This is a genomic window from Nocardia sp. NPDC004568, assembly GCF_040609955.1.
GTDB lineage: Bacteria > Actinomycetota > Actinomycetes > Mycobacteriales > Mycobacteriaceae > Nocardia.
Genome location: NZ_JBEXLL010000062.1, coordinates 1 through 23,063, shown reverse-complemented (window position 1 = coordinate 23,063; position 23,063 = coordinate 1). Strand labels below are relative to the sequence as shown.

Genomic DNA, 23,063 nt, shown 5'->3' with positions numbered 1-23,063 from the left:
AGACGTCCACCTGCGTTCAGTATCGCGTCGATTGCCGCTATCAACTCACGCGACGGCAGATTGGCGTCCTCCCACTCCGCCATCGAGACGTATTGCCGGGAGTAGCCGATCCTGCCCGCGAGTACTCGCTGACTCATCCCCGCTTCTGTTCTGAGCCTCTTTATCTCCCGAGCCAGTTCATCGGCGAGAGCCGCGGCCCTCGACGGGTGTGGAGCTGCGGCCGCTCATCGAATTCCCCTCCTGCTCATGGACTCATTCTGGCCCAGTGCCTTGTATGGCAAGCCGGCTTTCGGCGACTTGCTACCTTCCGGATCGACCAGGCAGCGAGTTCCCTCGAAACAGAAAAGACGCGTATACGAGCAAGATCGAGGAGCGAGCGACCATGACAGAGCAGCCGAACGATCCGGGCTCGGCCCTACCGATGAGAGGCCCGATCAGCAATCAGGCCATCGCGATCGCTCGGTCGCTCTGGCACGCTGATCACGGCACCGATCGAGCGCTACTGGAACGAGTCGCGGCCGGGCTGCGCGCACCCGAGTACTCGGGTGAGTTCCACCCGCAGCGCGATATCGATCGGATTATCGCCCGGTATCGAGCGACCCACGGCCGTGTCCGCTGAAGGCGGCACGGTGTGGCCGCAGTGCGCCGATCACGCGGTCCCGTGGATCACGGCCGGCTTGCTGGAGTGGAAACGCAGCACGCGGCCAGACCTCTGGGTGCGTTGCCCGGAATCTCTCTTCTGCCTCAGGGGGGCACCGGTTGTGGGCGGGCATATCGGTGATCACGAGCGCAACGTCTCGGGTCTCTGCCCGTGGATCGGCGTGCGAGTCGTGGATTCCGCGCCTGGTTGCGGATGTGGGCCCCATCACAACCAGGCAGTTGCGGATCGTCCTGCGCGTGGACTACCGGCCGAACGGGATGATCCGCTCGGTCGGTTGCCCGGGCAGCGGCTGCCGGGAGATCGTGCGCTTGGTGCAGGGCCGAATCGGCCCGCATGCCGGGCCGTGCCCATGGGTGGGGGTCGCGGTGATCGACCGCGGCCCGCACCCGCCGACCTTGCGAGGCGGTTGCGGACCCCTACCTGTATCAGGCTCCTGGCTCGGCGGCGAGGGCCGGCGACCGACTCGGCGCACCGAACCAGCCGGTAAGCGCCGCACGAAGCCCGTCCGCCGCGAGATCGGCCGGTTCGCCGACAGTCGCGGCCCAGGCGATGTGGGCGTCCGGGCGGATCAGTAGCGCGTCGGCCGGACGAGCATCGGTGGTGGCTGTCCGGATAGCGACGCGGTCCTGCCACTCCCGGGCGACCTCACGTATTTCGGCTCGGTCGGCGAGATCCAGCAGGACCGGTCGTGCGGAGCGCAGGAGGTCGGCGACACTGGTCTCGCCGGACAAGGCGAGGTCCGGGGCGAACGTACCGGTCAGCGGATGGTTGTTCGGGTTGGGCAGGTCGTAGCGGACATCGGTACCCGCGATGAAACCGGCCACCCGGCGGGCGGACTGCTCGTCACCCAGCAGTTCCTGGACCACCTCCCGCAGCGCGTCCGCGGCCGGGTCGAGCCCGCGCCGCAATGCCACCTGGGCGCGGGTCTGCCGCAGGGCCCGAGCTCCCGCGTAATGGCGTTCGGTGTGGTAGCTGTCGATCAGTCCGGGTGGGGCCCAGCCGTGGATATCGGCGGCGAGTTTCCAGCCGAGGTTCACCGCGTCGAGCAGACCGGTGTTGAGTCCCGACCCGGTCGCGGGCAACAGGTGGGCGGCGTCGCCCGCCACCAGGATCCGGCCGGCGCGGTAGGTCTCGGCGTGGCGGTCCTTGAAGGTGAAGCGCGCCAATCGCAGCGGTTCACCCATCGGAATCTCTTTGCCGAGCACTCGGCGCACGCTGTCCCGGAATTCGGCGAGGGTCATGGGCTCGTCGTCGGCGATATCGGTGGACTCGTCCTCGGTGGTCGAGAACATCAGCGTGTCCGGGGTCGGCGACCCGTATCCGAAGGCACCGTGTGCGGTGCGGGTGAAACCGGTGGTGATCCGGCCGAGGCCCGGCCCTTCGAGATCGCCGTTGTCGAGACGGGTCACCGAATCCGGCACGGTGACCTGGCACACGCGGTTCACCTCGGGGTAGGTGGTGCCGGTGAACGCGATACCGGCCATCTCGCGGATCCGGCTGCGCCCGCCGTCGCAGGCGACCAGGTAGCGCGCGGTGATCCGGTACGGACCGTCGGGGCCGGACACCTCCGCCGTCACCGAGGTGTCGTCCTGATGTACCCCGACCACCTCGTGGCCGCGGCGGATATCCGCGCCGAGTTCACCCACCCACTCGGCGAGCAGTTCCTCCAGCCGTGTCTGCGGCAGCGGTAGCCCGCGCAAAGGCGGGTCCACCATGCCGGTGAGATCGACGTGCACACCGCCGAAGGGGTAGCGGGGCGGCGGTTCGGGGGCGGTCACGGCCGCTTCGACCCGCTCCAGCAACCCGCGGTAGTGCAGCAGTTGCAGGATCTGCCCACCCAGCCCCTGGGCCTTCTGCGTGGTCCTGGGCTGCGGGTACTTCTCCAGGAGCAGCGGGCGCACGCCCGCCAGACTCAGTTCGCCGGCCAGCAGCAGGCCGGTCGGGCCCGCGCCCACGATGACGACCTCGGCCTCCACCTCCGGCCGCTGCTCCGCGGCTCCGCACTCGTGTCCCTTCGCCGACGACTGCACTCGCACCTCGCAAACCCTTTCTGTCCCACGCTTGTGGGCTCGGCCAGCGAGTATGGGGCACCACCCGGGCCTTGCCGCAAGCCCCCGGGTCGGCTATATCTTGAAAGGGGCGGGGGTCGAGATCACTTCCCGTCGTTCGGAGTACCTGAAGGCCGGAAACTCCTCCAGTTCCTCCTCGGTATCGAAAGTGCCCGCCATCAGATCGGCCATCGAGCGGGTCGGTTGTGACGGAAGTCGGTAGCTGTGACCGCGCATACGCAGCAGATCAAGAGGATACTTCCGCGCCTGACGCCCCGGGCTGCGCCGCAGCCGGCGGCCGTCGACGCGCCGTGGTGATGCTGTAGGTGAGGATCGACGACAGCAGGATCACCAGCGCCGGGGCGACCACCGGCGCCCATTCCAGTTCGACCGGCAGCAAGGCCGCTCCGCCCGCCGCCGCGGTCCACACGACCGCGCCCACCACCGAGGGAAGAGTGGTGGGGACGACGCCGCGCGGCGCGGTCACGGTCGCGATGTTCAGCAGGTAGGTGGTCGCCACCAGACCGGCCGCGGCCGCCGCGACCAGGCCGGTGTCGGAGAGCGCGAGCACCCCGATCACCAGCAGCACGGCGCCGACCGCCGCCCAGCGCCACCACCAGCCGACCACCACCAGCACGATCGCGGCCGGGGCCGCCCACGGCTGGATCAGGGCGACCAGCAGCACCAGCAGCGTGCCGGACAGATGCGCGAGGAATTTGATCATCGGCGCACCCGGATCATCCGGCGGTGCTGCGGCAGCAGGCGCATGGTCTGGTCGAGGCGGGTGTCAGCCGCCCACGGGACGACGTCGACCCCGATCGTGCTCATATCGCGGTACATCGACATCCGTTCGAGCTGCCACATCTTCTCCATGGTGGGGTCCAGGTCGCCGGCGAACGGGCTGCCGCGCAACACATCCACCGCCACCACCACGTGTCCGCGTTTGCGCAGGTCGATCAGTGCCAGAGCGAACTGGGTGTCCAGCAGGGTGGTGAACGCGACGATGATCGCGCCGAGCGGGACCGCGGCGTAGGGCGCCAGGGTGCCGGTGGTGGGGATGTACTCGTCGCCGACATCGAGCACGGTATCGACGATGCGATAGAACTGCCGGCGGCCGATATCGGGACGCAGCCAGCGCGGCGACCGACCCAGGCAGACGACAGCCGTGCGGTCACCGGCCTGCAGCGTGGACTGCACCACCTGCGCCGCCCCGCGCACCGACAGCTCGAGCGCGTCGCTGGCCGGCCCGGGCGCCTGCTGTGAGGTGTCCACCAGAACGACGACGTCGGCGGAACGGTTGGTCAGGCGTTCGGTCACGTACAGGCGGCCGCGACGGGCGCTCACCGCCCAGTTCACGATACGCAGCTGATCACCGGGGGCGTAGGCGCGGATATCGGCGTATTCCACGCCCGGACCGTGCCGGCGGGTGAGGTGTACGCCGAGCCGTTCGGGAAGTTCGGTGCGTGGCAACCGCATCCGCTGCGGATCGGTGATCGGGTAGACGTAGATCTCCCCGGCGGGCAGGGTCGCGGTGGCCAGTGCCATCCCGGCCGGGCTCAATGCCTTCACCCGCACTTTTATCGGATACCGGCCCCAGCGCGCCGCCGATACGGTCAATCGCAGCCCGGCCGGCGCCACCCCGGAGTCCGCGGATTCCTCCACTGTCACCGTCATCCCGTCCACCACGACCGGCTTACAGCGCAGCAGCGCCTGCCCCTGATCGACGAAGGCGGCGATGGTGACCGTGACCTCCTCGTTCTCGAAACACCGCTGGGTACCGCCGCCGTCCACCTGGATCCGGGTGCGCGACACCTGCCAGGGCGCGCCGGCCAGCACACCGAGCATGGGCGAGGCGAACACCACCAGCTGCCAGCTGCCCGCGACCACCGCGACCAGCAGCGCGACGGCCGAGGCGATGGCCAGCAGGTAGGTCAGCGGGGCGGGACGCCAGCGGAGGCGGGCCTCCACCGTGGCACTGGCGTCGCGATGTCTCATGGCGTGGCGGCGCGGGGAACCGGCAGGCGGCGCAGCAGCTCGCTGATCACATCCTCGCCGCGGATGCGCCGCACCCACATCTCCGGCCGCAGGGTGATCCGGTGCGCCATGGCCGGGATCGCCAAGGCCTTCACATCTTCGGGGACCACGAAGTCACGGCCGTTCAGCAGCGCCCGGGCCCGGGCCATCTGCACCAGATCGAGTTCCGAGCGCGGACTCGCGCCGACCTCGACCTGCGCGTGGGCCCGGGTCGCGCTGGCCAGCGCCACCACATAGCCCACCACGTCCGGATGCACCGAGACGAACTCCACCGCGTGCCGCATTTCCAGCAGGCCCTTCGCGTCGATCACCTGGTTCACCCGGGGCTCGGCCGCACCGCGTTCGAGCCGGCGGCGGATCATCTGGGTCTCGTCCTGCTCGGACAGGTAGCCCAGGCGCAACTGGATGGCGAACCGGTCCAGCTGCGCTTCGGGCAGCGGGTAGGTCCCCTCGTATTCGATGGGGTTGTCGGTGGCGAGCACGATGAACGGCTGAGGCAGCGGGAAGGTCTCACCGTCGATGCTGACCTGTCCCTCCGCCATCGCCTCCAGCAGCGCCGCCTGGGTTTTCGGCGGGGTGCGGTTCACCTCGTCGGCGAGCAGCATATGGGTGAACACCGGGCCCCGGCGGAACGTGAAACGCCCGGTGGACATGTCGTAGATCGTGGAGCCGAGCAGATCCGCGGGCAGCAGGTCCGGAGTGAACTGCACTCGGGTGAAGTCCAGGCCGAGAGCGGCCGCGAACGACCGCGCGATCAATGTCTTGCCCAGTCCGGGCAGGTCCTCGATGAGCACATGCCCGCCGGACAGGATCGCGATCATGATGAGCTGTAGCTCGTCGCGTTTGCCGACCACCACCCGGGAAACCTCCCGGAGCACGGCCTCGGTGCGTTGGACGGTCGCGTCCAAGGGCATCGTCATGTGTTTACTCGCAATGGGTCGACCCGTTCACATTCTCTGAAGGCGGCTCAGGATCTCGTCCAGAGCCGCGCGGCCCGGCGCGGGCGTGTTCTGGTCACGCAGCGCCGAATCGGCCGGGTCCACCCAGCGCCACAGTTCGGCGCCGAACAGATGGATCCCGGCACTTTCCAGCGCCCGCCGGTTCTTGCTGACCCGCAGACCGGCGGACAGTTGGAACTCCTTGGCCAGCAGCGGCCGCAGATGCCGATCCCAGTCGGCGCGGCTGCCGTCGGCCCGGTCGACGAGCATCTCGGCACGGGCATGCCAGTGGCGCAGCATTTCGGCGGGCCCGTTCTCCATCTCGTCGGCGAGTTCCTTTTCTCTCTTCTCCGGGCGCAGCAGCACCCAGACGAAGCAGCACAGCGCGATCGCTACCGGCACCCCGGCCGCGATCAGTACGAATTCCCGGGCCCGCAGGACGGCGGCCACCTCGAGTCCCGCGACGGCGACGATCGCGGCGACGACGATCCAGGGTCTGCTCATCTCGGCCCCACCCCGCTCGGCACACCGGTGTGCGGCGGCAGGGCGGGCGGATAGCCGCCGGGATCCGGGGCGGCCGATACCGCCGGGTCCGGGGTGCTCTGGAGGTCGGAGAGCGCGACGCGCAGCAACTGTTCGGCCCGCATCCGCTGCCAGGACAGCATGGAATGCGGGCTGAACCGGGCCTCTTCGAACAGCGCGACCAACTCCCGGGCCGAGGCCTCGTGCAGCGCCCCGTGCTCGAACGCGCGCGCCAGCACCTCCATGGGTGTGTCGGAAGCCAGCGGGGCCAGACCGCGCGCGTAGACCAGGCCGCGTTCCATCGCCAGGTAGCAGGCGATGATCGCGGCGCGCGGGTCCTGTCCGGCCGCGTTCATGGCGGCCAACCCCATCTCGGCGGCTTTGACCAGGGTTTCGGTATCGGTGGTGGGCAGATCCCCAGCCGCCGGCAACTCGTCGTCGGGTTCCTCGGCGCGTTCGCGCCGCTGGGTGTTCACGGTGACGACGACCAGACCGGTCACGGCCACCGCCACCAGCGTTGTCGCGGCCGCCGTGGCCAGGAGCAACCCGGTTCCGGTCAGGACCGGCTGATCCTCCTCGGTCCCGGGCGGCACCGCGGTGGGCTGGGGGGCGGGGGAACCGGGCGGCGCGGCCGGAACCGGTTCGGCGACGCGCTGGAGCCCGATGAAGTAGACAGCGAACACGATCGCCGCGAGGACACCGACAAGGGCCAGCAGGAACAGCACGGCCAGGCCGAACCGGCCGAGCCGCCAGTGCGACTCGGTATCGGAGTCGAGGTCGGGCAGGGCCAGCGGAAGCCGATGCTGGGAGGCGATCACGCCGGCCAGCAGCACCACGATCGAGACGGTGAGCAGCACCGGCATCAGCACCACGGTGAGGGCCGAGGACGCGTGGCCCGCCGAACCGCTGCTGTCCGGCATACCGGGGATATGCCCACGCAGCGCGATGACAGCGCAGAACAACAGCGCGAACACCGCCACAATGCGCGCGATCAGCGCCCGCGACCCGGCCAACCCGATACCTCGAACCTGCTCACTGCCAAGAACAGCCACATGTTTACATGCCCGATGGTCGGTCCGGGAGCAAATCAGCAATATGAAATGACGAGTTTTTCACGTTTATCAGCCCCTTGTCGGCAAACCTTCTGCCCATTGCGGGATCGACAGTTATATCTTGTTCCCCGCTGTGAATACTCACAACCTCGTCGAAGACACGGTGACCGATTCCCGATGTCCGAATCCACCCGCTCAACTCGGACGTCGAACACCCGCCACCCCCGATCGGCGTACCGGACGCGGGGCGGCGGGCGTCTATGACGGTTGACAGGGCAGCCGGGGACGGCCCGGCTACGCGGCCCGGTCCGCGCTCAGCACCAGCCCCGAGGTCGGCACCCCGGTACCGGCGGTGACCAGGACGTTCTCCACTTCGGAGACCTGATTCACCGAGGTCCCCCGCAACTGGCGCACTCCCTCGGCGATGCCGTTCATGCCGTGGATGTACGCCTCCCCCAACTGCCCACCGTGGGTATTGATCGGAAGTTTTCCGCCGATTTCGATAGCCCCGTCGGCAATGAAATCCTTCGCCTCGCCGCGCGGGCAGAAACCGAGTTCCTCCAGCTGCATGAGGACGAACGGGGTGAAGTGGTCGTACAGAATTGCGGCCTGCATATCGGCGGGCCGCAAACCGCTCTGCTCCCACAGCTGGTCGCCGACCAGACCCATTTCCGGCAGCCCGGTCAGGGCGTCGCGGTAGTAGCTCGTCATCACGTACTGGTCAGCGCCGCTGCCCTGCGCCGCGGCGGTGATCACGGCCGCCGGGTTCGGCAGATCCCGCGCCCGCTCCACACTGGTCACCACGATCGCCACGCCGCCGTCGGATTCCTGACAGCAGTCCAGCAGGTGCAGCGGTTCGGCGATCCAGCGCGAATTCTGGTGATCTTCCAGGGTTATCGGCTTGTTGTAGAAGAACGCGTTCGGGTTCACCGCCGCGTGCCTGCGATCGGCCACCGCGACCCGGCCGAAATCCGCCGAGGTCGCGCCGTAGACGTGCATGTACCGCCGGGCCACCATCGCCACCTGCGCCGCGGGCGTGCCGAGACCGTGCGGATAGGACCAGCCGGCGTCGATACCCGAGGAGGTGGGCGCGGCCGCCAGCGAGGTGGAGAACTGCCCGAACCGGGACACCGACCGCTCGTTGAACGCCCGGTACGCCACGACCACATCGGCGACCCCGGTCGCCACGGCCATTGCCGCCTGCTGCACGGTCGCGCACGCCGCACCGCCGCCGTATCCGATATGGCTGAAGAACTTCAGCTGCGGGATGCCGACCGCCCGCGCGACCGCGACCTGCAGGTTGGTATCCATCGTGAAAGTGGTCAGGCCGTCGACGTCGGCCGGGGTGAGCCCGGCGTCGGCCAGCGCCGCGGTCACGGCCTCGGCGGCCAGCCGAAGTTCGCTGCGGCCGGATTCCTTGGAGAAATCGGTGGCGCCGATCCCGGCGACGGCCGCCCGGCCGGACAGGGGATGTTGCGAAGTACTCATGCGTTCCTCATTCCGCGGGCTGGACACCGACTGTGCGTCGTGGCTGCGCTCACGCCCCGCCTCCGGCGCCCGGTACGGTCGCGACCACCGTGGCGACGATGTGATCGCCCAGGCTGTCCTTGCCGACGACTTCCAGACGGACGTCCTCACCGTCGAGTTCGACGACCTTGCCGGCGAGGGTCAGGGTGTCGTACGCGTACAGCGGCACCCCGAGGCGCAACGAGATGGATTTCACCACGGTGCTCTGCCCCGACCAGTCGGTCACGAACCGCTGCACCAGGCCCGTATCGGTGAGGATGTTGACGAAGATGTCCTTCGAACCGCGTTCGATCGCCTTGTCCCGATCGTGGTGCACGTCCTGGAAGTCTCGGGTGGCCAGCGCGGTGCTGATCACGAATGTCGGATCGGCGTGGATCGACAGTTCGGGCAGTTCGGTCCCGACCCGGACCGCGGCCGGATCGAATGTGGCGGTCATGGGTTCACCTTCCAGAACGGCAGCACCGTATCGTCGTCGAGCTTCTCGAAATCGGCCACGACCGGCTGCCCGACCTCGACCTTGTCGGGCTCGATACCGCGCAGTTCACCCAGCATCCGCACACCCTCGTCGAGTTCCACCAGCGCGACCACGAACGGCAGGTCCCGGCCCGGCACCTTCGGCGCGTGGTGCACGACGTAGCTGAACACCGTGCCCTTCCCGGCGGATACCACGTAATCGATCGGTTCGGACTTGTCCTGCCAGATGGCCGGGATCGGGGGATGGCGCAGGCTTCCGTCGGGCAGCTTCTGGATCCGCAACTCGCCGGCCTTCGTACCCTCCCAGAAGAATTCGGTGTCGTGGGAGACCAGCGGCCGCACCCGCTCGGCGGGCGCCGGTTTCGGAGCTGCCCCGGTGCCCGGCGCGAACTTCAGGATGCGGAAGAGCATCTCGGTGACGAGTTCGTCGCCGACGTACCAGCTGGTGCGGTAGGTCAGGAAGAAACCCTCGCCCAGCCCGGTACGTTTCGGGCCCTTGATGCTGTCCAGCGCGCTGGTGATGCTCACCTCTTCGCCGGGCCGCAGATAGCGGTGGTAGATCTGCTCGCAGTTGGTGCCGACCACCGAGGTGTACCCGGCGGAGTCGAGCAGCGCGTTGGTGGCCTCCATCGGATCGTCGGACGGGCGGCGGCCACCCAGCCCCAGCATGGTCCATACCTGGGCCATGGCGGGCGGGGCCACGATCCCGTCGAAACCGGCGGCCTTCGCGGCGGCCTCGTCGACATAGACGGGGTTGCGGTCGCCCAGCGCCTCCACCCAGTTGTTGATCATCGGCTGGTTCACCGGGTCGCGGCCGGGCCGGGGCGCGCTGGCCCCGGCCGCCTGGATCCGCTCCGCGGCGGCGATGATCGCTTCCGGAGTACTTGTGTCCGGCACGCACTGCTCCTTGTCTGTTCGTCCCGCCCCCGGGGCGGGGTCGAGGCCCTGTCGACCCGGGGTCTTCACTCCGCTACTCGTCGCTGTGCCGCTTCGCTCCGTCGCTCCCCCGCCGGGCGGGCCCCGGCCGGGCGGCGCAACCCGATGGTTCGTCGTGGAGGTACGTCGTGACCGGCCCGGGACAGGTCCCGGCACTGCGAGGCTCGACGGGCTCCCGGCTCTCGCCGGCCGACCGCGACGTCAGCGGGGCACGCGTGGCAGTTTCAGGCCCGCCGAGGCGACGAGTTCGCGCATCACCTCGTTGACACCGCCGCCGAAGGTCACCACCAGGTTCTGCTTCGTCCGCCGGTCGAGCCAGGTCATGAGCTCGGCGGTCGCGGGTTCGGCCGGGTCACCGAAGCGGCCGATGATCTCCTCGGCCAGCCGGCCCGCCTCCTGCAACGATTCGGTGGAGAAGATCTTGGTCGCCGAGGCGTCCGCGATGACCTGCGAGGGGTCGATATCCGGATCGTCGGCCGTGGCCGCCACCTGCCAGTTCAGCAGCTCGTTGAGCCGGGTCATGGCATGGATGCGGCCGAGCGACGCGCGGGCGTCGGCATGATCGAGCACGCCCCGCGGCCGCGCCCAGTCACGGACCCGGTCGTAGAGCTGTTCGATCTTGCCCGACGGTCCCAGGCTCACCCGCTCGTGATTGAGCTGGGTGGTGATCAGGCGCCAGCCCCTGTTCTCCTCGCCGACCAGCATGTTCGCCGGAACCTTGACGCCGTCGAAATAGGTGGCGTTGGTGTGGTGGGCGCCGTCGGCGGTGATGATCGGGGTCCAGGAATAGCCGGGATCCTTCGTATCCGCGATCAGGATGGTGATCGCGCGGTGCCGGTCGGCCACCGGTCCGGTCCGGCAGGCCAGCCAGATGTAGTCGGCCTCGTGCGCGCCGGTGGTGAAGATCTTCTGTCCGTTGACGATCCAGTCACCCGAATCGTCCCTGGTCGCGCTGGTGCGCAGGGCCGCCAGATCGGTGCCCGCCTCCGGCTCGGAGTATCCGATGGCGAAATGGATATCGCCGGACAGGATTCCGGGCAGGAACTTCTCTTTCTGCTCCTGGGTACCGAACTGTTGCAGCGTCGGGCCGACGGTCAGCAGGGTGACCAGCGGTAGCGGGACATCGGCCCGGGAGGCCTCGTTGTAGAAGATCTGCTGTTCGACCGGACCGAAACCCTGGCCGCCGTACTCCTTGGGCCAGCCGACACCCAGCCAGCCGTCGCGGCCCATCCGGCGCACCACCTCGCGGTAGGCGTCGCCGTGCCGGTTGACCGCCATGGCGGCGGACTCCTCCGGCGTGACGAGGTCGGCGAAGTAGGCGCGCAGGTCGTCGCGAAGTTTGCGCTGTTCGCTGGTCAGATCTATGAACACCCTGCCCCCAATCGTTCGAGCCGCAGCGCGGCGCCGCCCAGCCAGCGGGCGAGGTCCTTGGACTGTGAGTAGTAGCGATGCATCGAGTGGGTGACATCCACTCCGATACCGCCGTGCAGGTGATGACATTTCTGCATGGCACGCGGAAGTTCCGCGGCGACAGTGTAGGCCAGCACGTTCAGATCGTCGTCGATCCGCTCTTGCCGCTCCGGACTCGAATCATCCTGCCCGAGAGCCCAATTCGCCGACACCGCGGCCACATGCAACGTCCGGGACACCACATACAGGTCGGCGATCTGCTGGGCCACCGCCTGGAATTCGGCGAGTGGCCGGTTGAACTGCTGCCGCGTGCCCACGTGAGCGGCGGTCAATTTCACCGCACCCGAGAGCAGACCGTCGGCCGCCGCGCCGATGGCGGCGAGCACGAACCTGTGCAGCCGCGGGCCCGCATCGGGCAGCAGCCGGTCGGCGGGCACCTCGACCCCGTCCAGTTCCACCGAGAACTCGGCGAGTTCGCCGGATACGGCCGAGGGGGTGACGGACAGTCCCGCGGCATCCGAAGCGACCACGGCGACCCCGGAATCCGTCGTCACCAGCAGCCAGCGCGCCTGGTCGGCACACGGCACCGCCACCTTGTACCCGGTGATCCGCACCTTGTCGCCGGTCACTTCGGCCTTGGTGGTGGGCTCGGTGGTCAGCGGCGCGCCGGGTTCGCTGATGGCGGCGGTGAGCACCGCGCCCTCGGCGACCGCCGGGAACACCTCCGCGGCCACCGCCTCGGGCGCCGCCCCCAGCAACGGCAGTACGCCGAAACCCAGGGTGGGCAGCGCCGGGGCGGCCACGGCGTCGGTGGCCAGTTCGGTCAGCAGCACCGATACGGCGTCGATGCCCATATCGTCACCGCCGAACCGCTCCGGGAGCGCTACCGACAGCAGGCCTGTCGCCGCTATCTTGGGCCAGAGTCCGGCGTCGCGCGCCGCCTCCCGCTCCAGTAGTCCGACGACGACCTCGGCCACCGCCTCTTGAGCCTCGTCTCGGGTGAAGTCCACGTTCTGCTCTCCAGTCGTCGCACGAACTAGCCGGCCGCGTCGCGGGGTAGTCCCAGAATCCGCTCGGCAGCCACGGTCAACAGGATCTGCTCGGTTCCCCCCGCGATCGACAGACAACGGGTGAGCAGGAATTCCGAGGTCTCCTCGGTGGTCCGCGCGCCGGCCGGACCGGCCACCTCGACGGCGAACTCGGCGACCGCCTGCCGGTGCAGCACGCCCACGAGTTTGCGCACACTGCTCTGCGCGCCGGGGTCGGCGCCGGCCAGGATCCGGACCGCCGCACGCTGTTCCAACAGCAACCCCGCGATGGCGTCGGCGACGAAACCGCCCAGCCGGTCGTTCAGCAGCTCCGACCCGCGTCCGGTCGCCGGCAGCTTCGCGATCAGCTCCTCGAGCGCCGGGCCGATGCCGTTGCCACTCATGGCGACCCGTTCGGCCGACAGCGTGGAGCGGGCGATCTTCCAGCCGTTGCCCAGCGCGCCGACCACGCAGTCGTCGGGGACGAAGACCCCGTCCAGGAAGACCTCGCTGAACCGGGCCTCACCGGTGATCTGCACCAGCGGCCGGATATCGATCCCGGCGCTGCGCATATCGACCAGGAAATAGCTGATGCCCTTGTGCTTGGGCGCGCTCGCGTCGGTGCGGGCCAGGCAGATGGCCCAGTTCGCCTCCTTGGCCAGCGAGGTCCACACCTTCTGGCCGTTCAGCACCCAGCCGCCCTCGGTGCGTTCGGCGGTGGTGCGCAGCGCCGCCAGATCGGAACCGGCCCCCGGTTCGCTGAACAGCTGGCACCACACCACCTCCCCGTGCAGGGTCGGCCAGGCGAACCGCTCGATCTGCTCGGGGGTGCCGTGCTGCAGCAGGGTCGGGATCGCCCAGCCGCCGATGGTGAGATCGGGCACGGTCAGCCCCGCCCGGCGCAGTTCCTCCGAGATCACCAGCCCGGTCATCGGATCGGCGCCGCGACCGTAGGGCCGCGGCCAGTGCGGCATGATCAGCCCCGCGTCGGCCAGCGCACCGCGCTGCTGCGCGGCCGGCAGCGCGGCGATCCGCGCGACCTCGGCGGCGAGTTCGTCGGTGGCCGGCTCGGTATCGGCCTCCCCGCCGGCCAGCGCCGCGTCGGCGAAGACCCGGTCCGCGCCGGTGGTGCGGCGGCTACCGGCCCGGGTCAGCTCGGTGACGCGGGTCCGCCAGTACGCGGCGCCGCCCAGCAGCTGGCGCAGCGCGGTCGCCCGGCGCAGGTACAGGTGGGCGTCGTGTTCCCAGGTGAAGCCGATCCCGCCGAGTACCTGGATGCAGTCCTTGGCGGTGTCCACCGCGGCGTCCAGGCTGATGGCGGCGGCTATGGCGGCCGCGATCGGCAGTTCGGCGCCGCCGGAGTCCACCGCGGCGGCCGCGTCGGCCGCCACCGACCGGATGAGTTCGGTGCGGCACAGCATCCACGCGCAAATGTGTTTGACCGCCTGGAACGACCCGATCTGCCGCCCGAACTGCTCGCGGACCTTCGCGTAGTCGACCGCGGTGGTCAGGCACCAGCCGGTCACACCGGCGAGTTCGGCCACGATCAGCGTGACCAGCAGGTCTTCCACCGCGTAGTCGGGAGTGAACACCGCGTCCGGGTCGACCCGGACCTCGGTGCAGCGGACCCGGGCCAGTGGGGTGGCCAGGTCGAGCGGCTCCAGGACTTCGAGCTGCAATCCGGGCGTCTCCGGGCCGAGCAGGCACCAACGCCTGCCGTCCGCGGTGTCCACCGGCAGCAGCACCGCGGTTCCGGGCGCGGCGCCGAGTACCGAATGCCAGGTGCCGCTGAGCGTTCCGGCCTCGTCGAGGACCACCGCCGGACCGTCACCGGGCGCCGTCCCGTCCCCGGCGACCGTGTCCAGCGCGATCCCGCAGGGCTGCTCCTCGGGCAGCCACCCGGCGGTCACCAACCCGGCGACCGCCGTGGTCAGCAGCGGGCCACCGACCATGTCGTGTGCAGCCTGTTCGATGAATACCGCCAGATCGGAGACCGATCCGCCCGCGCCGCCCGCCTCCTCGGCCACCGCCACCCGGAAGATTCCGAGATCGGTCAGCGTTGGCCAATACGTACGCCAGAAGCCGGTCGCGTCGGCCCGCATTGTTGCAATCGGTTGCGCCGCTGCTGCCCACCCGCTCATCGACTGTTGAACGGCTTTATGCTCGTCAGTGGTGGCGATGGTCACAGTCCATACCGCCTTTCCGGCGTGACTCCCACACCTAGAACATGTTCTAATATCCACGGTGGGCGGAAGTCAAGAGAAGCTCGCACCGCATCGCCGCACGCGCTCACGTCCGCGACACGTCACGGAAAGGAAGTCCACTCCATGGCCAGCCCCTCCCGTTCCCAGCCCGGCGATCCGGGAGCGGCGACAGCCGCCCCCGTCACCACGCTGCGGGAGGACGAACTGAGCTCCGCGGCGCAACGCGAGCGCCGCAAGCGGATCCTGGACGCCACCCTCGCGCTCGCCTCCAAGGGCGGTTACGACGCGGTGCAGATGCGCGCGGTCGCCGAACGCGCCGATGTCGCAGTCGGCACCCTGTACCGGTATTTCCCGTCCAAGGTGCACCTGCTGGTCTCGGCGCTGGCCCGGGAGTTCGAGCAATTCGAGGGCAAACGCAAACCGCTGGCCGGTCAGTCGCCGGAAGAGCGGATGCACGCGCTGCTCTCCCAGATCACCCGGATGATGCAGCGCGACCCGCTGCTCACCGAAGCCATGACCCGCGCGTTCATGTTCGCCGACGCCTCGGCCGCCGCCGAGGTGGACCGGGTCGGCAAGGTGATGGACCGGGTCTTCGCCCGGGCCATGAACGACGGCGAACCCACCGACCGCCAGCTCGCCATCGCCCGGGTCATCAGCGATGTGTGGTTGTCGAACCTGGTCGCCTGGCTCACCCGCCGCGCCTCCGCGACCGATGTCTCCGAACGGCTCGAACTGACCGTCGACCTGCTGCTCGGTCAGCGCTCCTGACCCCTGCGCCACCGCATCGGGCGGCCGGATCGGCGAGAGCTCACCGATACAGGTGGGACATGGGGATTCCGGACATTCGCCGCACTGTCGGGCGATTCGGAAAACCTCGCGATCCGGCCCCCGCGCCGGTGAAGTCGGGCTGCGGATTCCGCGCCGGCCGACCCCGGACGCCTCTTCACCGGCACGTCGAGCCGGGGACACCCGCCAACACTTCCCGCCGAATCGGATCAGCGAACGTGACACAGTATTGTCATGCGCGCCCCCTCTTAACGAAAACTCCGATCAATAGGTTGGATGTGTGAGCGCACAGGATCTGCCACTGGAACTCCGCCGAGCGCTGTCGACGGTCGCGCGCGTCCCTCGGCTGCTCGTCGCATCGGACTACGACGGGACACTCGCTCCCATCGTCTCCGATCCGGCCAAGGCGTACCCGCACGGGGAATCCGTGCGGGCATTACGCGCGCTGGCCGGTTTGTCCGGCACCACGGCCGCGGTCATATCCGGCAGAGCGCTGCGTGACCTCGCCGCACTCTCCCGGCTACCGGTCGAAGTGCAGCTGATCGGCAGCCACGGCTCGGAATTCGACGTGGGCTTCGTACACGCCATCGACAGCGACGCCAGACAGTTGCTGCGGGAGGTCGTGACCGCCCTCAACAAGATCGCCGCGGAGCATCCGGGCGTCACGGTGGAAGCCAAACCCGCCAGTGTCGCGCTACACGTGCGCAACGCCACCCCCGAGATCGGCCGTCGCGCCCTCGGCCAGGCCCGCCAGGGCCCGGCCTGCTGGGTCGGTGTGCAGGTCACCGAAGGCAAAGCCGTGATCGAACTGGCCGTGGTGCCGACGGACAAGGGTTCGGCTCTCAGCACGGTCCGCCATCAGGAGAGCGCGTCGGCGGCGGTGTTCTTCGGCGACGACGTCACCGACGAGAAGGCGTTCCGCGCGCTGACCGGGCCCGATATCGGCATCAAGGTCGGCGAGGGCGAATCGCTGGCCAAATACCGGGTCGACAGCACCGAAGCGGTCTCGCACGCGCTGGCCTTCCTGCTCGAGGAACGCCGCACCTGGCTGGCCGGCGCCAGCGCGCCCCGGATCGAACGGCTGACCATGATGGCCAGCCCGCGTTCGGTCGCACTGGTCACCCCCGATGCCACCGTCACCTGGTTCTGCCACCCGGAACCGGATTCGGCCGCCGTCTTCGCCCACCTGCTGGGCGGTATGGACGCCGGGCACTTCTCCATCACCCCGCAGCGGCCGGGCCTGCCCCTGTCCCAGCGATATGTCGACGGCACCATGACCGTCGAGACCCGCTGGGCGAAATTGCAGGTCACCGACTATCTTCCGCACGACGTGGACCCCGACCGCACCGATCTCACCCGGGTGATCACCGGTACGGCTCCCGCCGAGATCACCTTCGCCCCGCGTCCGGAATTCGGCCAGGTTCCGGTATCCATCCAGGTGGAAACCGACGGTCTGCGGGTCTGGGGTACCAACGACCCGGTCGTGCTGCGCGCCCCCGGCGTGCAGTGGCAGATCCACAGCGACGGCGCCCACGATTCGGCCACCGCGGTCGTCGACCCGTCCGGCGGCCCGATCGTGCTCGAACTGCGTTGCGGCACACACGATCTGACCCCCGCCGCCACCGGCGAGGCCGAACGGCGGCGGATCGCCGAACTGTACTGGAAGGAGTGGGCGGCGACGCTGGACCTGCCCGCCCTCAAACCCGATCTGATGAAACGGTCCGCGCTCACCCTGCGCGGGCTGGTGCACGCGCCGTCCGGATCGATCCTCGCCGCGGCCACCACCTCGCTGCCCGAAGATATCGGCGGCGTCCGCAACTGGGACTACCGCTACTGCTGGCTGCGCGATGCCGCACTCACCGCCAGCGCCCTGGTCTCGCTGGGGTCACTGAACGAGGCCGAACAGTATCTGGAATGGGTACACCGGGTGCTGGAAACCCTGCCCGGCCCCGAACGGCTGCACCCGCTGTACACCATCTACGGCGAAACCCTGCCGCCGGAGGCCGTGATCGACCAGCTGCCCGGCTATGCCGGATCCCGGCCGGTGCGGGTCGGCAACGCGGCGAATATGCAGGTCCAGCTGGATGTCTTCGGCCCGATCGTGGATCTCATCACCAGTCTGGCCCACGCCCGGGAGAAGCAGGGCACCACCGATCCGCGCAAGGTGCTGCCCGACGCCGACTGGGAACTCGTGCACGCCATGGTCTCGGCGGTGCAGCGCCGCTGGACCGAACCCGACCACGGCATCTGGGAGATCCGCGGCAACCCCCGCCACCACGTCTACTCGAAGGTGATGGGCTGGCTCACGGTCGACCGGGCGCTGACCCTGGCGGAGAAGTTCGACCGCCCCGTGGACGGCGACTGGGCGCCACTGCGCGACACCATCGCGGCGGAGGTCAAGGCCAAGGGCTGGAACGACGAAGTCCAGTCCTACACCGCCGCCTACGACGGCACCGACCTCGACGCGGCGACCCTGCACATCGGACTCAGCGGCCTGATCGATCCCAGCGACCCGCGGTTCGCCGCGACGGTGGTGGCCACCGAGGCCGAACTGCGCAGCGGATCCACGGTGTACCGCTATCACCACGACGACGGCCTGCCCGGCGGCGAGGGCGGATTCCACCTGTGCGCCGCCTGGCTGGTCGAGGCCTACCTGTTGATCGGCAAACGGTCCGACGCCGAGGCGCTGTTCGCGCAGCTGGTGGATGTGGCCGGACCCACCGGGCTGCTCAGTGAGGAATACGACCCGGTGGCGGAACGCTCGCTGGGTAACCATCCCCAGGCGTACAGCCACCTGGGTCTGCTGCGCTGCGCGCAGTTGCTGGGGAAGTAGGGTCGATCGCTCGACGAGTGAGGACGGCGGGGCGCACTGTGCGGCCCGCCGTTTTCGTGGGTGCGGGGTGGTTGGGGTGGGTCGAACATACGAACCACTCGCGACCAGGGGGAAGTGTGGGGTTGCTCGCCGGCGCACGACCGTGCAGCCCCTCCCCTCGAGGCGAGAAGAGGCGGACCACTCGCCGGCCCAAGACATGCCGGACCCCCTCGCGAAGGTGCTGTGTTTTTTGGCGCGCCTTCGGCGCGCGGGGTTGAGGCCCTTGGAGGTGTCTCGTAACACTCGACACATGGGGTTGCGTCGGCGGTCGGTGTTCAGGTGGGCAGGGGCTGGCGCTTGGAATGCTCCGGCGGTGAAGGGGCGTTAGAACTGGGCGGTCGGTTCAGACCGTCCCACCAGGGCTGCTAAAGTAAAACGGAAACGATTTCCATTAACCATGGTAGGTATTGCCGTGTCACCTCACTATGTCCGTAGCTCGCTGATCCTCGCTGTGGGGGTGGCGGCGGTCGCGACGCTCACCGCCTGCGGCGGTGCCGGGTCCGATTCCGGTAAACCCTCGGTGGTGGCCTCGACCAATGTCTGGGCCGATATCGCGAGCACCGTCGCCGGGCCCGATGCCGAGGTCTCCGCGATCATCTCCGATCCCTCCGCCGATCCGCATTCGCACGAGACCTCGGCATCGGAATCCGCGCAGCTCAGCGATGCCGATCTGGTGGTGTACAACGGGGGCCACTACGACGAGTTCGTCACGAAGGCGATCGAGGGTCGCGGCAAGCGCACCGTCGAGGCGGTCGCCGCCCGGGACGAGGCCATCCGGGACGATTCGAACGAGCATGTCTGGTACGACATGGACACCGTCGCGCTGGTCGCCGGACGGATCGGCGAACAGCTCGCCGAGATCGATCCCGCGCACGCCCAGGACTACGCCGACCGGGCGGCACAGTTCGCCGACCGGATCGCACAGGTCGGCGCGAGTACCGAAGCGATCGCGGCCGACCACCCCGGTCGCCCGGTCCTGCAGACCGAACCGCTGGCGTACTACCTGCTGCAGGATGCCGGTACCGTCGACCGGACGCCCCGGGACTACCAGGAGGCGATCGAGCAGGAAACCGATCCCTCGCCCGCGGCGGTGGCCGCCACCCGCGATCTGATCACCGGCAAGCAGGTCGCGGTCCTGGTCTACAACGTGCAGACCGAGGACAAGGTGGGCCGGGAGCTGCGCGATGCCGCTGTCGCCGCCGGTATCCCGGTGGTAGAGGTGACCGAAACCCTGCCGTCCGGAACCGATTTCGTAACGTGGCAGACGCAGAACGCCCAGGCGCTGGCCGAGGCCATCGGCTGACGGCACCCGAGGAACGGATGAATCGATATGAGCAGCGATATCGCCTCGACAGCGCACCGTGCCACGACGGCCGGTGACGGCAGCGTCGCGGCCGAGCGCTTCGACGACTCCACTCGGCCCACACCGGCACCCGCCGTACGGCTCGAATCGGCCACGCTGGCGTTCGGCGACCGCGTCCTGTGGCGGGAACTGGATCTCAGCGTCGCCCGGGGCGAGTTCATCGCGGTGCTCGGCCCCAACGGCTCCGGCAAGACGTCACTGCTCCGGGTCCTGCTCGGCCAGCTCGCCCTGAGCTCGGGCAGTGCCCGGATCGCCGGCGCCGCGCCACGCGCGGGCCACCCGGCCATCGGTTACATACCGCAGCAGCGCACCATCGACGCGGGAGTGCAGTTGCGCGGTGTCGACCTGGTCGGCCTCGGCGTGGACGGACACCGCTGGGGACTGGGTCTGCGAGCGCGCGCCGAGCGCCGGCGCAAGGTCGCCGCAGCCATCGCCGATGTCGGTGCGGAGAGGTTCGCGAAGGCCCCGCTGGAGAGCATGTCCGGCGGCGAACAGCAGCGGTTGCGAGTGGCGCAGGCGCTGGTCGGCGACCCCGCGGTCCTGCTCTGCGACGAACCACTGCTGAGTCTCGACCTGGCCAGTCAGCAGCTGGTCTCCGGACTGATCGACGCCCGGCGCCGCCACCACGGCACGGCGGTCCTGTTCGTCACCCACGAGATCAACCCCATCCTGCCGCTGGTGGATCGCGTCCTCTACCTGGTCGGCGGGAAATTCCGGATCGGCACCCCGGATGAGGTCATGACCTCCGCGGTGCTCTCGGAGCTGTACCAGACCGAGGTCGACGTGCTGCGCGTCCGGGGCAGGCTGGTCGTGGTCGGCACCGGCGACACCATGGATGCCCTCGGCACCGCCGGCGCGCACTGCCACGGCGAACCCGGGACCCCGCACGCCGGTGCCCCCCTGGCCGAACTCACCCAGCGATCGGGACAGGCGAACGGATAGATGGACAAACTCTCCGATGTGCTGGGTGACCTCTTCGACGTCCAGACCACCGTGCACCTGCTCGGCTACGACTTCGTCCAGCAGGCCGTCGTCGCGGCGGCACTGCTGGGCCTGCTCGCCGGGGTGATCGGACCACTGATCATCAGCCGGCAGATGTCGTTCGCGGTCCACGGCACCAGCGAGCTCTCGCTGACCGGTGCGGCTGCCGCGCTGCTGGTCGGCGCGGGGGTCGGGCTCGGGGCGATCGCCGGTTCGGTGGTGGCGGCCGTGCTGTTCGGAGTGCTCGGCACCCGAGCCCGGGAACGCGATTCGGTGATCGCGGTGGTGCTGTCGTTCGGGCTCGGTCTGTCGGTGCTGTTCCTGTGGCTCGGTCCCGAACGCGCGGGGTCGAAATTCTCGCTGCTGACCGGACAGGTCGTCAGCGTCGGTTTCGGTGGGTTGACGCTGCTCGCCACCTGCACCGCCGCGGTGCTCGCCGTCCTGGCCGTGGTGTATCGCCCGCTGCTGTTCGCCAGCACCGATCCGGAGGTCGCGGTGGCCCGGGGTGTTCCGGTGCGGGCACTGTCCATCCTGTTCGCGGTGATGCTCGGGATCACAGCGGCCTTCGGTGTCCAGATCGTCGGCGCCCTGCTGGTGCTCGCGCTGCTGATCACTCCGGCGGCCGCAGCGGCGCAGCTGACCGCCGACCCGGTGCGCGCCACCGTGCTGGCCGTGGTCTTCGCCGAGATCTCCGCGGTGGGCGGCATCCTGCTGTCACTGGCGCCGGGCGCGCCGGTCTCCACCTTCGTCACCACGATCTCGTTCGTGATCTACCTGGTCTGCCGGGTGATCGGGGCGCGGCAGCGACAGGTCGCCCGGGTCCGCTGAGCAGCTGCGGGCAGGTGCCTTCAGTCGGGGCGGCAAAGTTTCGTATGCTCGTGCTCAACGCCCCCGGACGAAGGTGACCACATGATCGACTTCACGATTCCCGCCGAGCTCGCCGCCGAACGTGACCGGGTCCGCGCATTCGTCGCAGACAAGATCGTGCCCTACGAGCGCGACCCCCGCCTCACCTCCCACGGCCCCACCGACGAACTCCGCCAGGAACTCGTGGAACTCGCCCGCGCCGAGAAACTGCTGACCATCCAGGCCCCCACCGCCCTCGGCGGCCGCGGCCTCACCCATGTGGAGCAGGCCGTGCTCTACGAAGCCGCCGGGTGGTCGACCCTGGGCCCGGTCGCCATGAACTGCGCCGCCCCGGACGAGGGCAATATGTTCTTGCTGTCCAAGATCGCGAACCCGGAACAGACCGAGCGCTATCTCCGGCCGGTCATCGACGGCCACCAGCGCTCGGTGTTCGCCATGACCGAACCCGACGGCGCCGGCTCCGATCCCGGCCAGCTCGCCACCACCGCCACCTTCGACGGCGAGAACTTCGTCATCGAGGGCCGCAAATGGCTGATCACCGGCGCCAACGGCGCCAAGACCTGGATCATCATGGCGCTGCTCGGCGAGAACCCCCACCTCCCCGCCGGCCCCACCCTCTTCCTCACCGACGGTGACCGGCCGGGCATCGTCATCGAACGCACCATGAACACCATGGACCGCAACTACGTGGCCGGGCACTGTGTGGTCCGCTTCGACAACCTCACCCTGCCGAAGTCGGCGCTACTCGGCGAAGCCGGCCAGGCCCTGCGCTACGCCCAGCTCCGCCTGGCCCCCGCCCGCCTCACCCACTGCATGCGCTGGCTCGGCGCCGCCGAACGCGCCCAGAGCATCGCCATCGACCACGCCCGAACCCGCACCGCCTTCGGCAAGACCCTGGGCGAACACCAGGGTGTCTCGTTCATGATCGCCGACAACGAGATCGCGCTGCACCAGTGCCGGCTGACCATCTGGCACACCTGCTGGCTCATGGACCAGGGCGAGAAGGCCCGCCACGAGAGCTCGATGACCAAATCGTTCGTCTCCGAGGAACTGTTCAGGGTCGCCGACCGCTGCGTCCAGATCCTGGGCGGTATCGGTGTCAGCGACGAGACGGTGGTCGAGATGATCTTCCGCGATATGCGACCCTTCCGCCTCTACGACGGCCCCACCGAGGTCCACAAATACGCCATCGGCCGCAAGGTCCTGCGGTAACTGCTGTGTTTATTTGCGGCGCCTGCGGCGCCGCGGGGTCGAGGCCCCCTCGGTCCGCCTACGTCTCGGGCGCGGTGATCCCGGTGGACGGCGGTATGGGCATGGGGCACTGACACCCCGCATCCCTTCAGAACAGATCGAAAGCCGC

At 69.1% G+C, this 23,063-nt stretch carries 19 protein-coding genes and 1 pseudogene; 7 read left to right on the top strand and 13 right to left on the bottom strand.

Features of this window, described 5'->3' with window-relative positions; translation table 11 throughout:
- Positions 1-11 precede the first annotated feature (11 nt).
- Positions 12-176 (bottom strand): annotated as a pseudogene (locus ABZV91_RS24265) (helix-turn-helix transcriptional regulator); the annotation flags it as partial.
- A gap of 206 nt (positions 177-382) precedes the next feature.
- Here ABZV91_RS24265 and ABZV91_RS24260 point away from each other — a divergent pair.
- Complete coding sequence (locus ABZV91_RS24260; protein ID WP_355245871.1) at positions 383-619, top strand: hypothetical protein; 237 nt, start codon at positions 383-385, stop codon at positions 617-619.
- Positions 620-1,086: 467 nt separating this feature from the next.
- Here the strand turns inward: ABZV91_RS24260 and ABZV91_RS24255 are convergent, their stop codons facing one another.
- The 12 genes from ABZV91_RS24255 to ABZV91_RS24200 all read right to left on the bottom strand — a co-directional run bounded on the left by ABZV91_RS24255 (position 1,087) and on the right by ABZV91_RS24200 (position 14,816).
- Positions 1,087-2,697 (bottom strand): FAD-dependent monooxygenase, encoded by a 1,611-nt coding sequence (locus ABZV91_RS24255; protein ID WP_355245868.1) that lies wholly within the window; start codon positions 2,695-2,697, stop codon positions 1,087-1,089.
- A 259-nt stretch (positions 2,698-2,956) separates the two neighbouring features.
- Entirely contained in the window at positions 2,957-3,433 is a 477-nt protein-coding gene (locus ABZV91_RS24250; RefSeq protein ID WP_355245865.1) for a hypothetical protein, read from the bottom strand.
- Complete coding sequence (locus ABZV91_RS24245; RefSeq protein ID WP_355245863.1) at positions 3,430-4,704, bottom strand: DUF58 domain-containing protein; 1,275 nt, start codon at positions 4,702-4,704, stop codon at positions 3,430-3,432. Before ABZV91_RS24245 ends, ABZV91_RS24250 begins: the two co-directional genes overlap by 4 nt.
- Entirely contained in the window at positions 4,701-5,663 is a 963-nt protein-coding gene (locus ABZV91_RS24240; RefSeq protein ID WP_355245860.1) for a MoxR family ATPase, read from the bottom strand. Before ABZV91_RS24240 ends, ABZV91_RS24245 begins: the two co-directional genes overlap by 4 nt.
- 27 nt (positions 5,664-5,690) lie before the next feature.
- A complete protein-coding gene (locus ABZV91_RS24235) occupies positions 5,691-6,185 on the bottom strand; it encodes a hypothetical protein (RefSeq protein WP_355245858.1) in 495 nt (164 codons plus the stop codon).
- Positions 6,182-7,216, bottom strand: coding sequence for a DUF4129 domain-containing protein (locus tag ABZV91_RS24230; protein ID WP_355245855.1), 1,035 nt, complete (start codon positions 7,214-7,216; stop codon positions 6,182-6,184). Before ABZV91_RS24230 ends, ABZV91_RS24235 begins: the two co-directional genes overlap by 4 nt.
- Positions 7,217-7,549: 333 nt before the next feature.
- Positions 7,550-8,743, bottom strand: coding sequence for a lipid-transfer protein (locus tag ABZV91_RS24225; protein ID WP_355245852.1), 1,194 nt, complete (start codon positions 8,741-8,743; stop codon positions 7,550-7,552).
- A gap of 49 nt (positions 8,744-8,792) precedes the next feature.
- Entirely contained in the window at positions 8,793-9,218 is a 426-nt protein-coding gene (locus ABZV91_RS24220) for a MaoC family dehydratase (RefSeq protein ID WP_355245849.1), read from the bottom strand.
- On the bottom strand, positions 9,215-10,153 hold the full coding sequence (locus ABZV91_RS24215) for an OB-fold domain-containing protein (protein WP_355245846.1): 939 nt from the start codon (positions 10,151-10,153) through the stop codon (positions 9,215-9,217). Before ABZV91_RS24215 ends, ABZV91_RS24220 begins: the two co-directional genes overlap by 4 nt.
- Positions 10,154-10,393: 240 nt before the next feature.
- The gene (locus tag ABZV91_RS24210; protein ID WP_355245844.1) at positions 10,394-11,563 is read right to left on the bottom strand and encodes an acyl-CoA dehydrogenase family protein; all 1,170 of its coding nucleotides are present in this window, start codon (positions 11,561-11,563) and stop codon (positions 10,394-10,396) included.
- Positions 11,554-12,612, bottom strand: coding sequence for an acyl-CoA dehydrogenase family protein (locus ABZV91_RS24205; RefSeq protein ID WP_355245841.1), 1,059 nt, complete (start codon positions 12,610-12,612; stop codon positions 11,554-11,556). Before ABZV91_RS24205 ends, ABZV91_RS24210 begins: the two co-directional genes overlap by 10 nt.
- A gap of 26 nt (positions 12,613-12,638) precedes the next feature.
- Complete coding sequence (locus ABZV91_RS24200; RefSeq protein ID WP_355245839.1) at positions 12,639-14,816, bottom strand: acyl-CoA dehydrogenase family protein; 2,178 nt, start codon at positions 14,814-14,816, stop codon at positions 12,639-12,641.
- Positions 14,817-14,957: 141 nt separating this feature from the next.
- On the opposite strand from ABZV91_RS24200, the gene kstR reads away from it, so the two are divergent.
- The 6 genes from kstR (at position 14,958) to ABZV91_RS24170 (ending at position 22,915) form a co-directional block, all read left to right on the top strand.
- Positions 14,958-15,602 (top strand): cholesterol catabolism transcriptional regulator KstR, encoded by a 645-nt coding sequence (gene kstR, locus ABZV91_RS24195; protein WP_030524112.1) that lies wholly within the window; start codon positions 14,958-14,960, stop codon positions 15,600-15,602.
- 298 nt (positions 15,603-15,900) lie between these two features.
- A complete protein-coding gene (gene otsB, locus ABZV91_RS24190; RefSeq protein WP_355245835.1) occupies positions 15,901-18,453 on the top strand; it encodes a trehalose-phosphatase in 2,553 nt (850 codons plus the stop codon).
- A gap of 451 nt (positions 18,454-18,904) precedes the next feature.
- Positions 18,905-19,795 carry a zinc ABC transporter substrate-binding protein gene (locus tag ABZV91_RS24185; RefSeq protein ID WP_355245831.1) on the top strand — a complete coding sequence of 297 codons (891 nt, stop codon included), beginning with the start codon at positions 18,905-18,907 and terminating at the stop codon, positions 19,793-19,795.
- Positions 19,796-19,822: 27 nt separating this feature from the next.
- On the top strand, positions 19,823-20,797 hold the full coding sequence (locus tag ABZV91_RS24180; protein ID WP_355245828.1) for a metal ABC transporter ATP-binding protein: 975 nt from the start codon (positions 19,823-19,825) through the stop codon (positions 20,795-20,797).
- Entirely contained in the window at positions 20,798-21,664 is an 867-nt protein-coding gene (locus tag ABZV91_RS24175; RefSeq protein WP_355245825.1) for a metal ABC transporter permease, read from the top strand.
- An 81-nt stretch (positions 21,665-21,745) separates the two neighbouring features.
- Positions 21,746-22,915: an acyl-CoA dehydrogenase gene (locus tag ABZV91_RS24170; protein WP_355245822.1), complete on the top strand. Its 1,170-nt coding sequence runs from the start codon at positions 21,746-21,748 to the stop codon at positions 22,913-22,915.
- The last annotated feature ends 148 nt before the right edge of the window (positions 22,916-23,063 follow it).

Excerpts from the sequence above, each read along its gene's own strand:
- ABZV91_RS24225 (WP_355245852.1), bottom strand. The coding sequence starts at position 8,743 with ATGAGTACTTCGCAACATCCCCTGTCCGGCCGGGCGGCCGTCGCCGGG.
- ABZV91_RS24235 (WP_355245858.1), bottom strand. The coding sequence starts at position 6,185 with ATGAGCAGACCCTGGATCGTCGTCGCCGCGATCGTCGCCGTCGCGGGA.
- ABZV91_RS24260 (WP_355245871.1), top strand. The coding sequence starts at position 383 with ATGACAGAGCAGCCGAACGATCCGGGCTCGGCCCTACCGATGAGAGGC.
- ABZV91_RS24170 (WP_355245822.1), top strand. The coding sequence starts at position 21,746 with ATGATCGACTTCACGATTCCCGCCGAGCTCGCCGCCGAACGTGACCGG.
- ABZV91_RS24240 (WP_355245860.1), bottom strand. The coding sequence starts at position 5,663 with ATGACGATGCCCTTGGACGCGACCGTCCAACGCACCGAGGCCGTGCTC.
- ABZV91_RS24175 (WP_355245825.1), top strand. The coding sequence starts at position 20,798 with ATGGACAAACTCTCCGATGTGCTGGGTGACCTCTTCGACGTCCAGACC.
- ABZV91_RS24180 (WP_355245828.1), top strand. The coding sequence starts at position 19,823 with ATGAGCAGCGATATCGCCTCGACAGCGCACCGTGCCACGACGGCCGGT.
- ABZV91_RS24250 (WP_355245865.1), bottom strand. The coding sequence starts at position 3,433 with ATGATCAAATTCCTCGCGCATCTGTCCGGCACGCTGCTGGTGCTGCTG.
- ABZV91_RS24220 (WP_355245849.1), bottom strand. The coding sequence starts at position 9,218 with ATGACCGCCACATTCGATCCGGCCGCGGTCCGGGTCGGGACCGAACTG.
- kstR (WP_030524112.1), top strand. The coding sequence starts at position 14,958 with ATGGCCAGCCCCTCCCGTTCCCAGCCCGGCGATCCGGGAGCGGCGACA.
- ABZV91_RS24245 (WP_355245863.1), bottom strand. The coding sequence starts at position 4,704 with ATGAGACATCGCGACGCCAGTGCCACGGTGGAGGCCCGCCTCCGCTGG.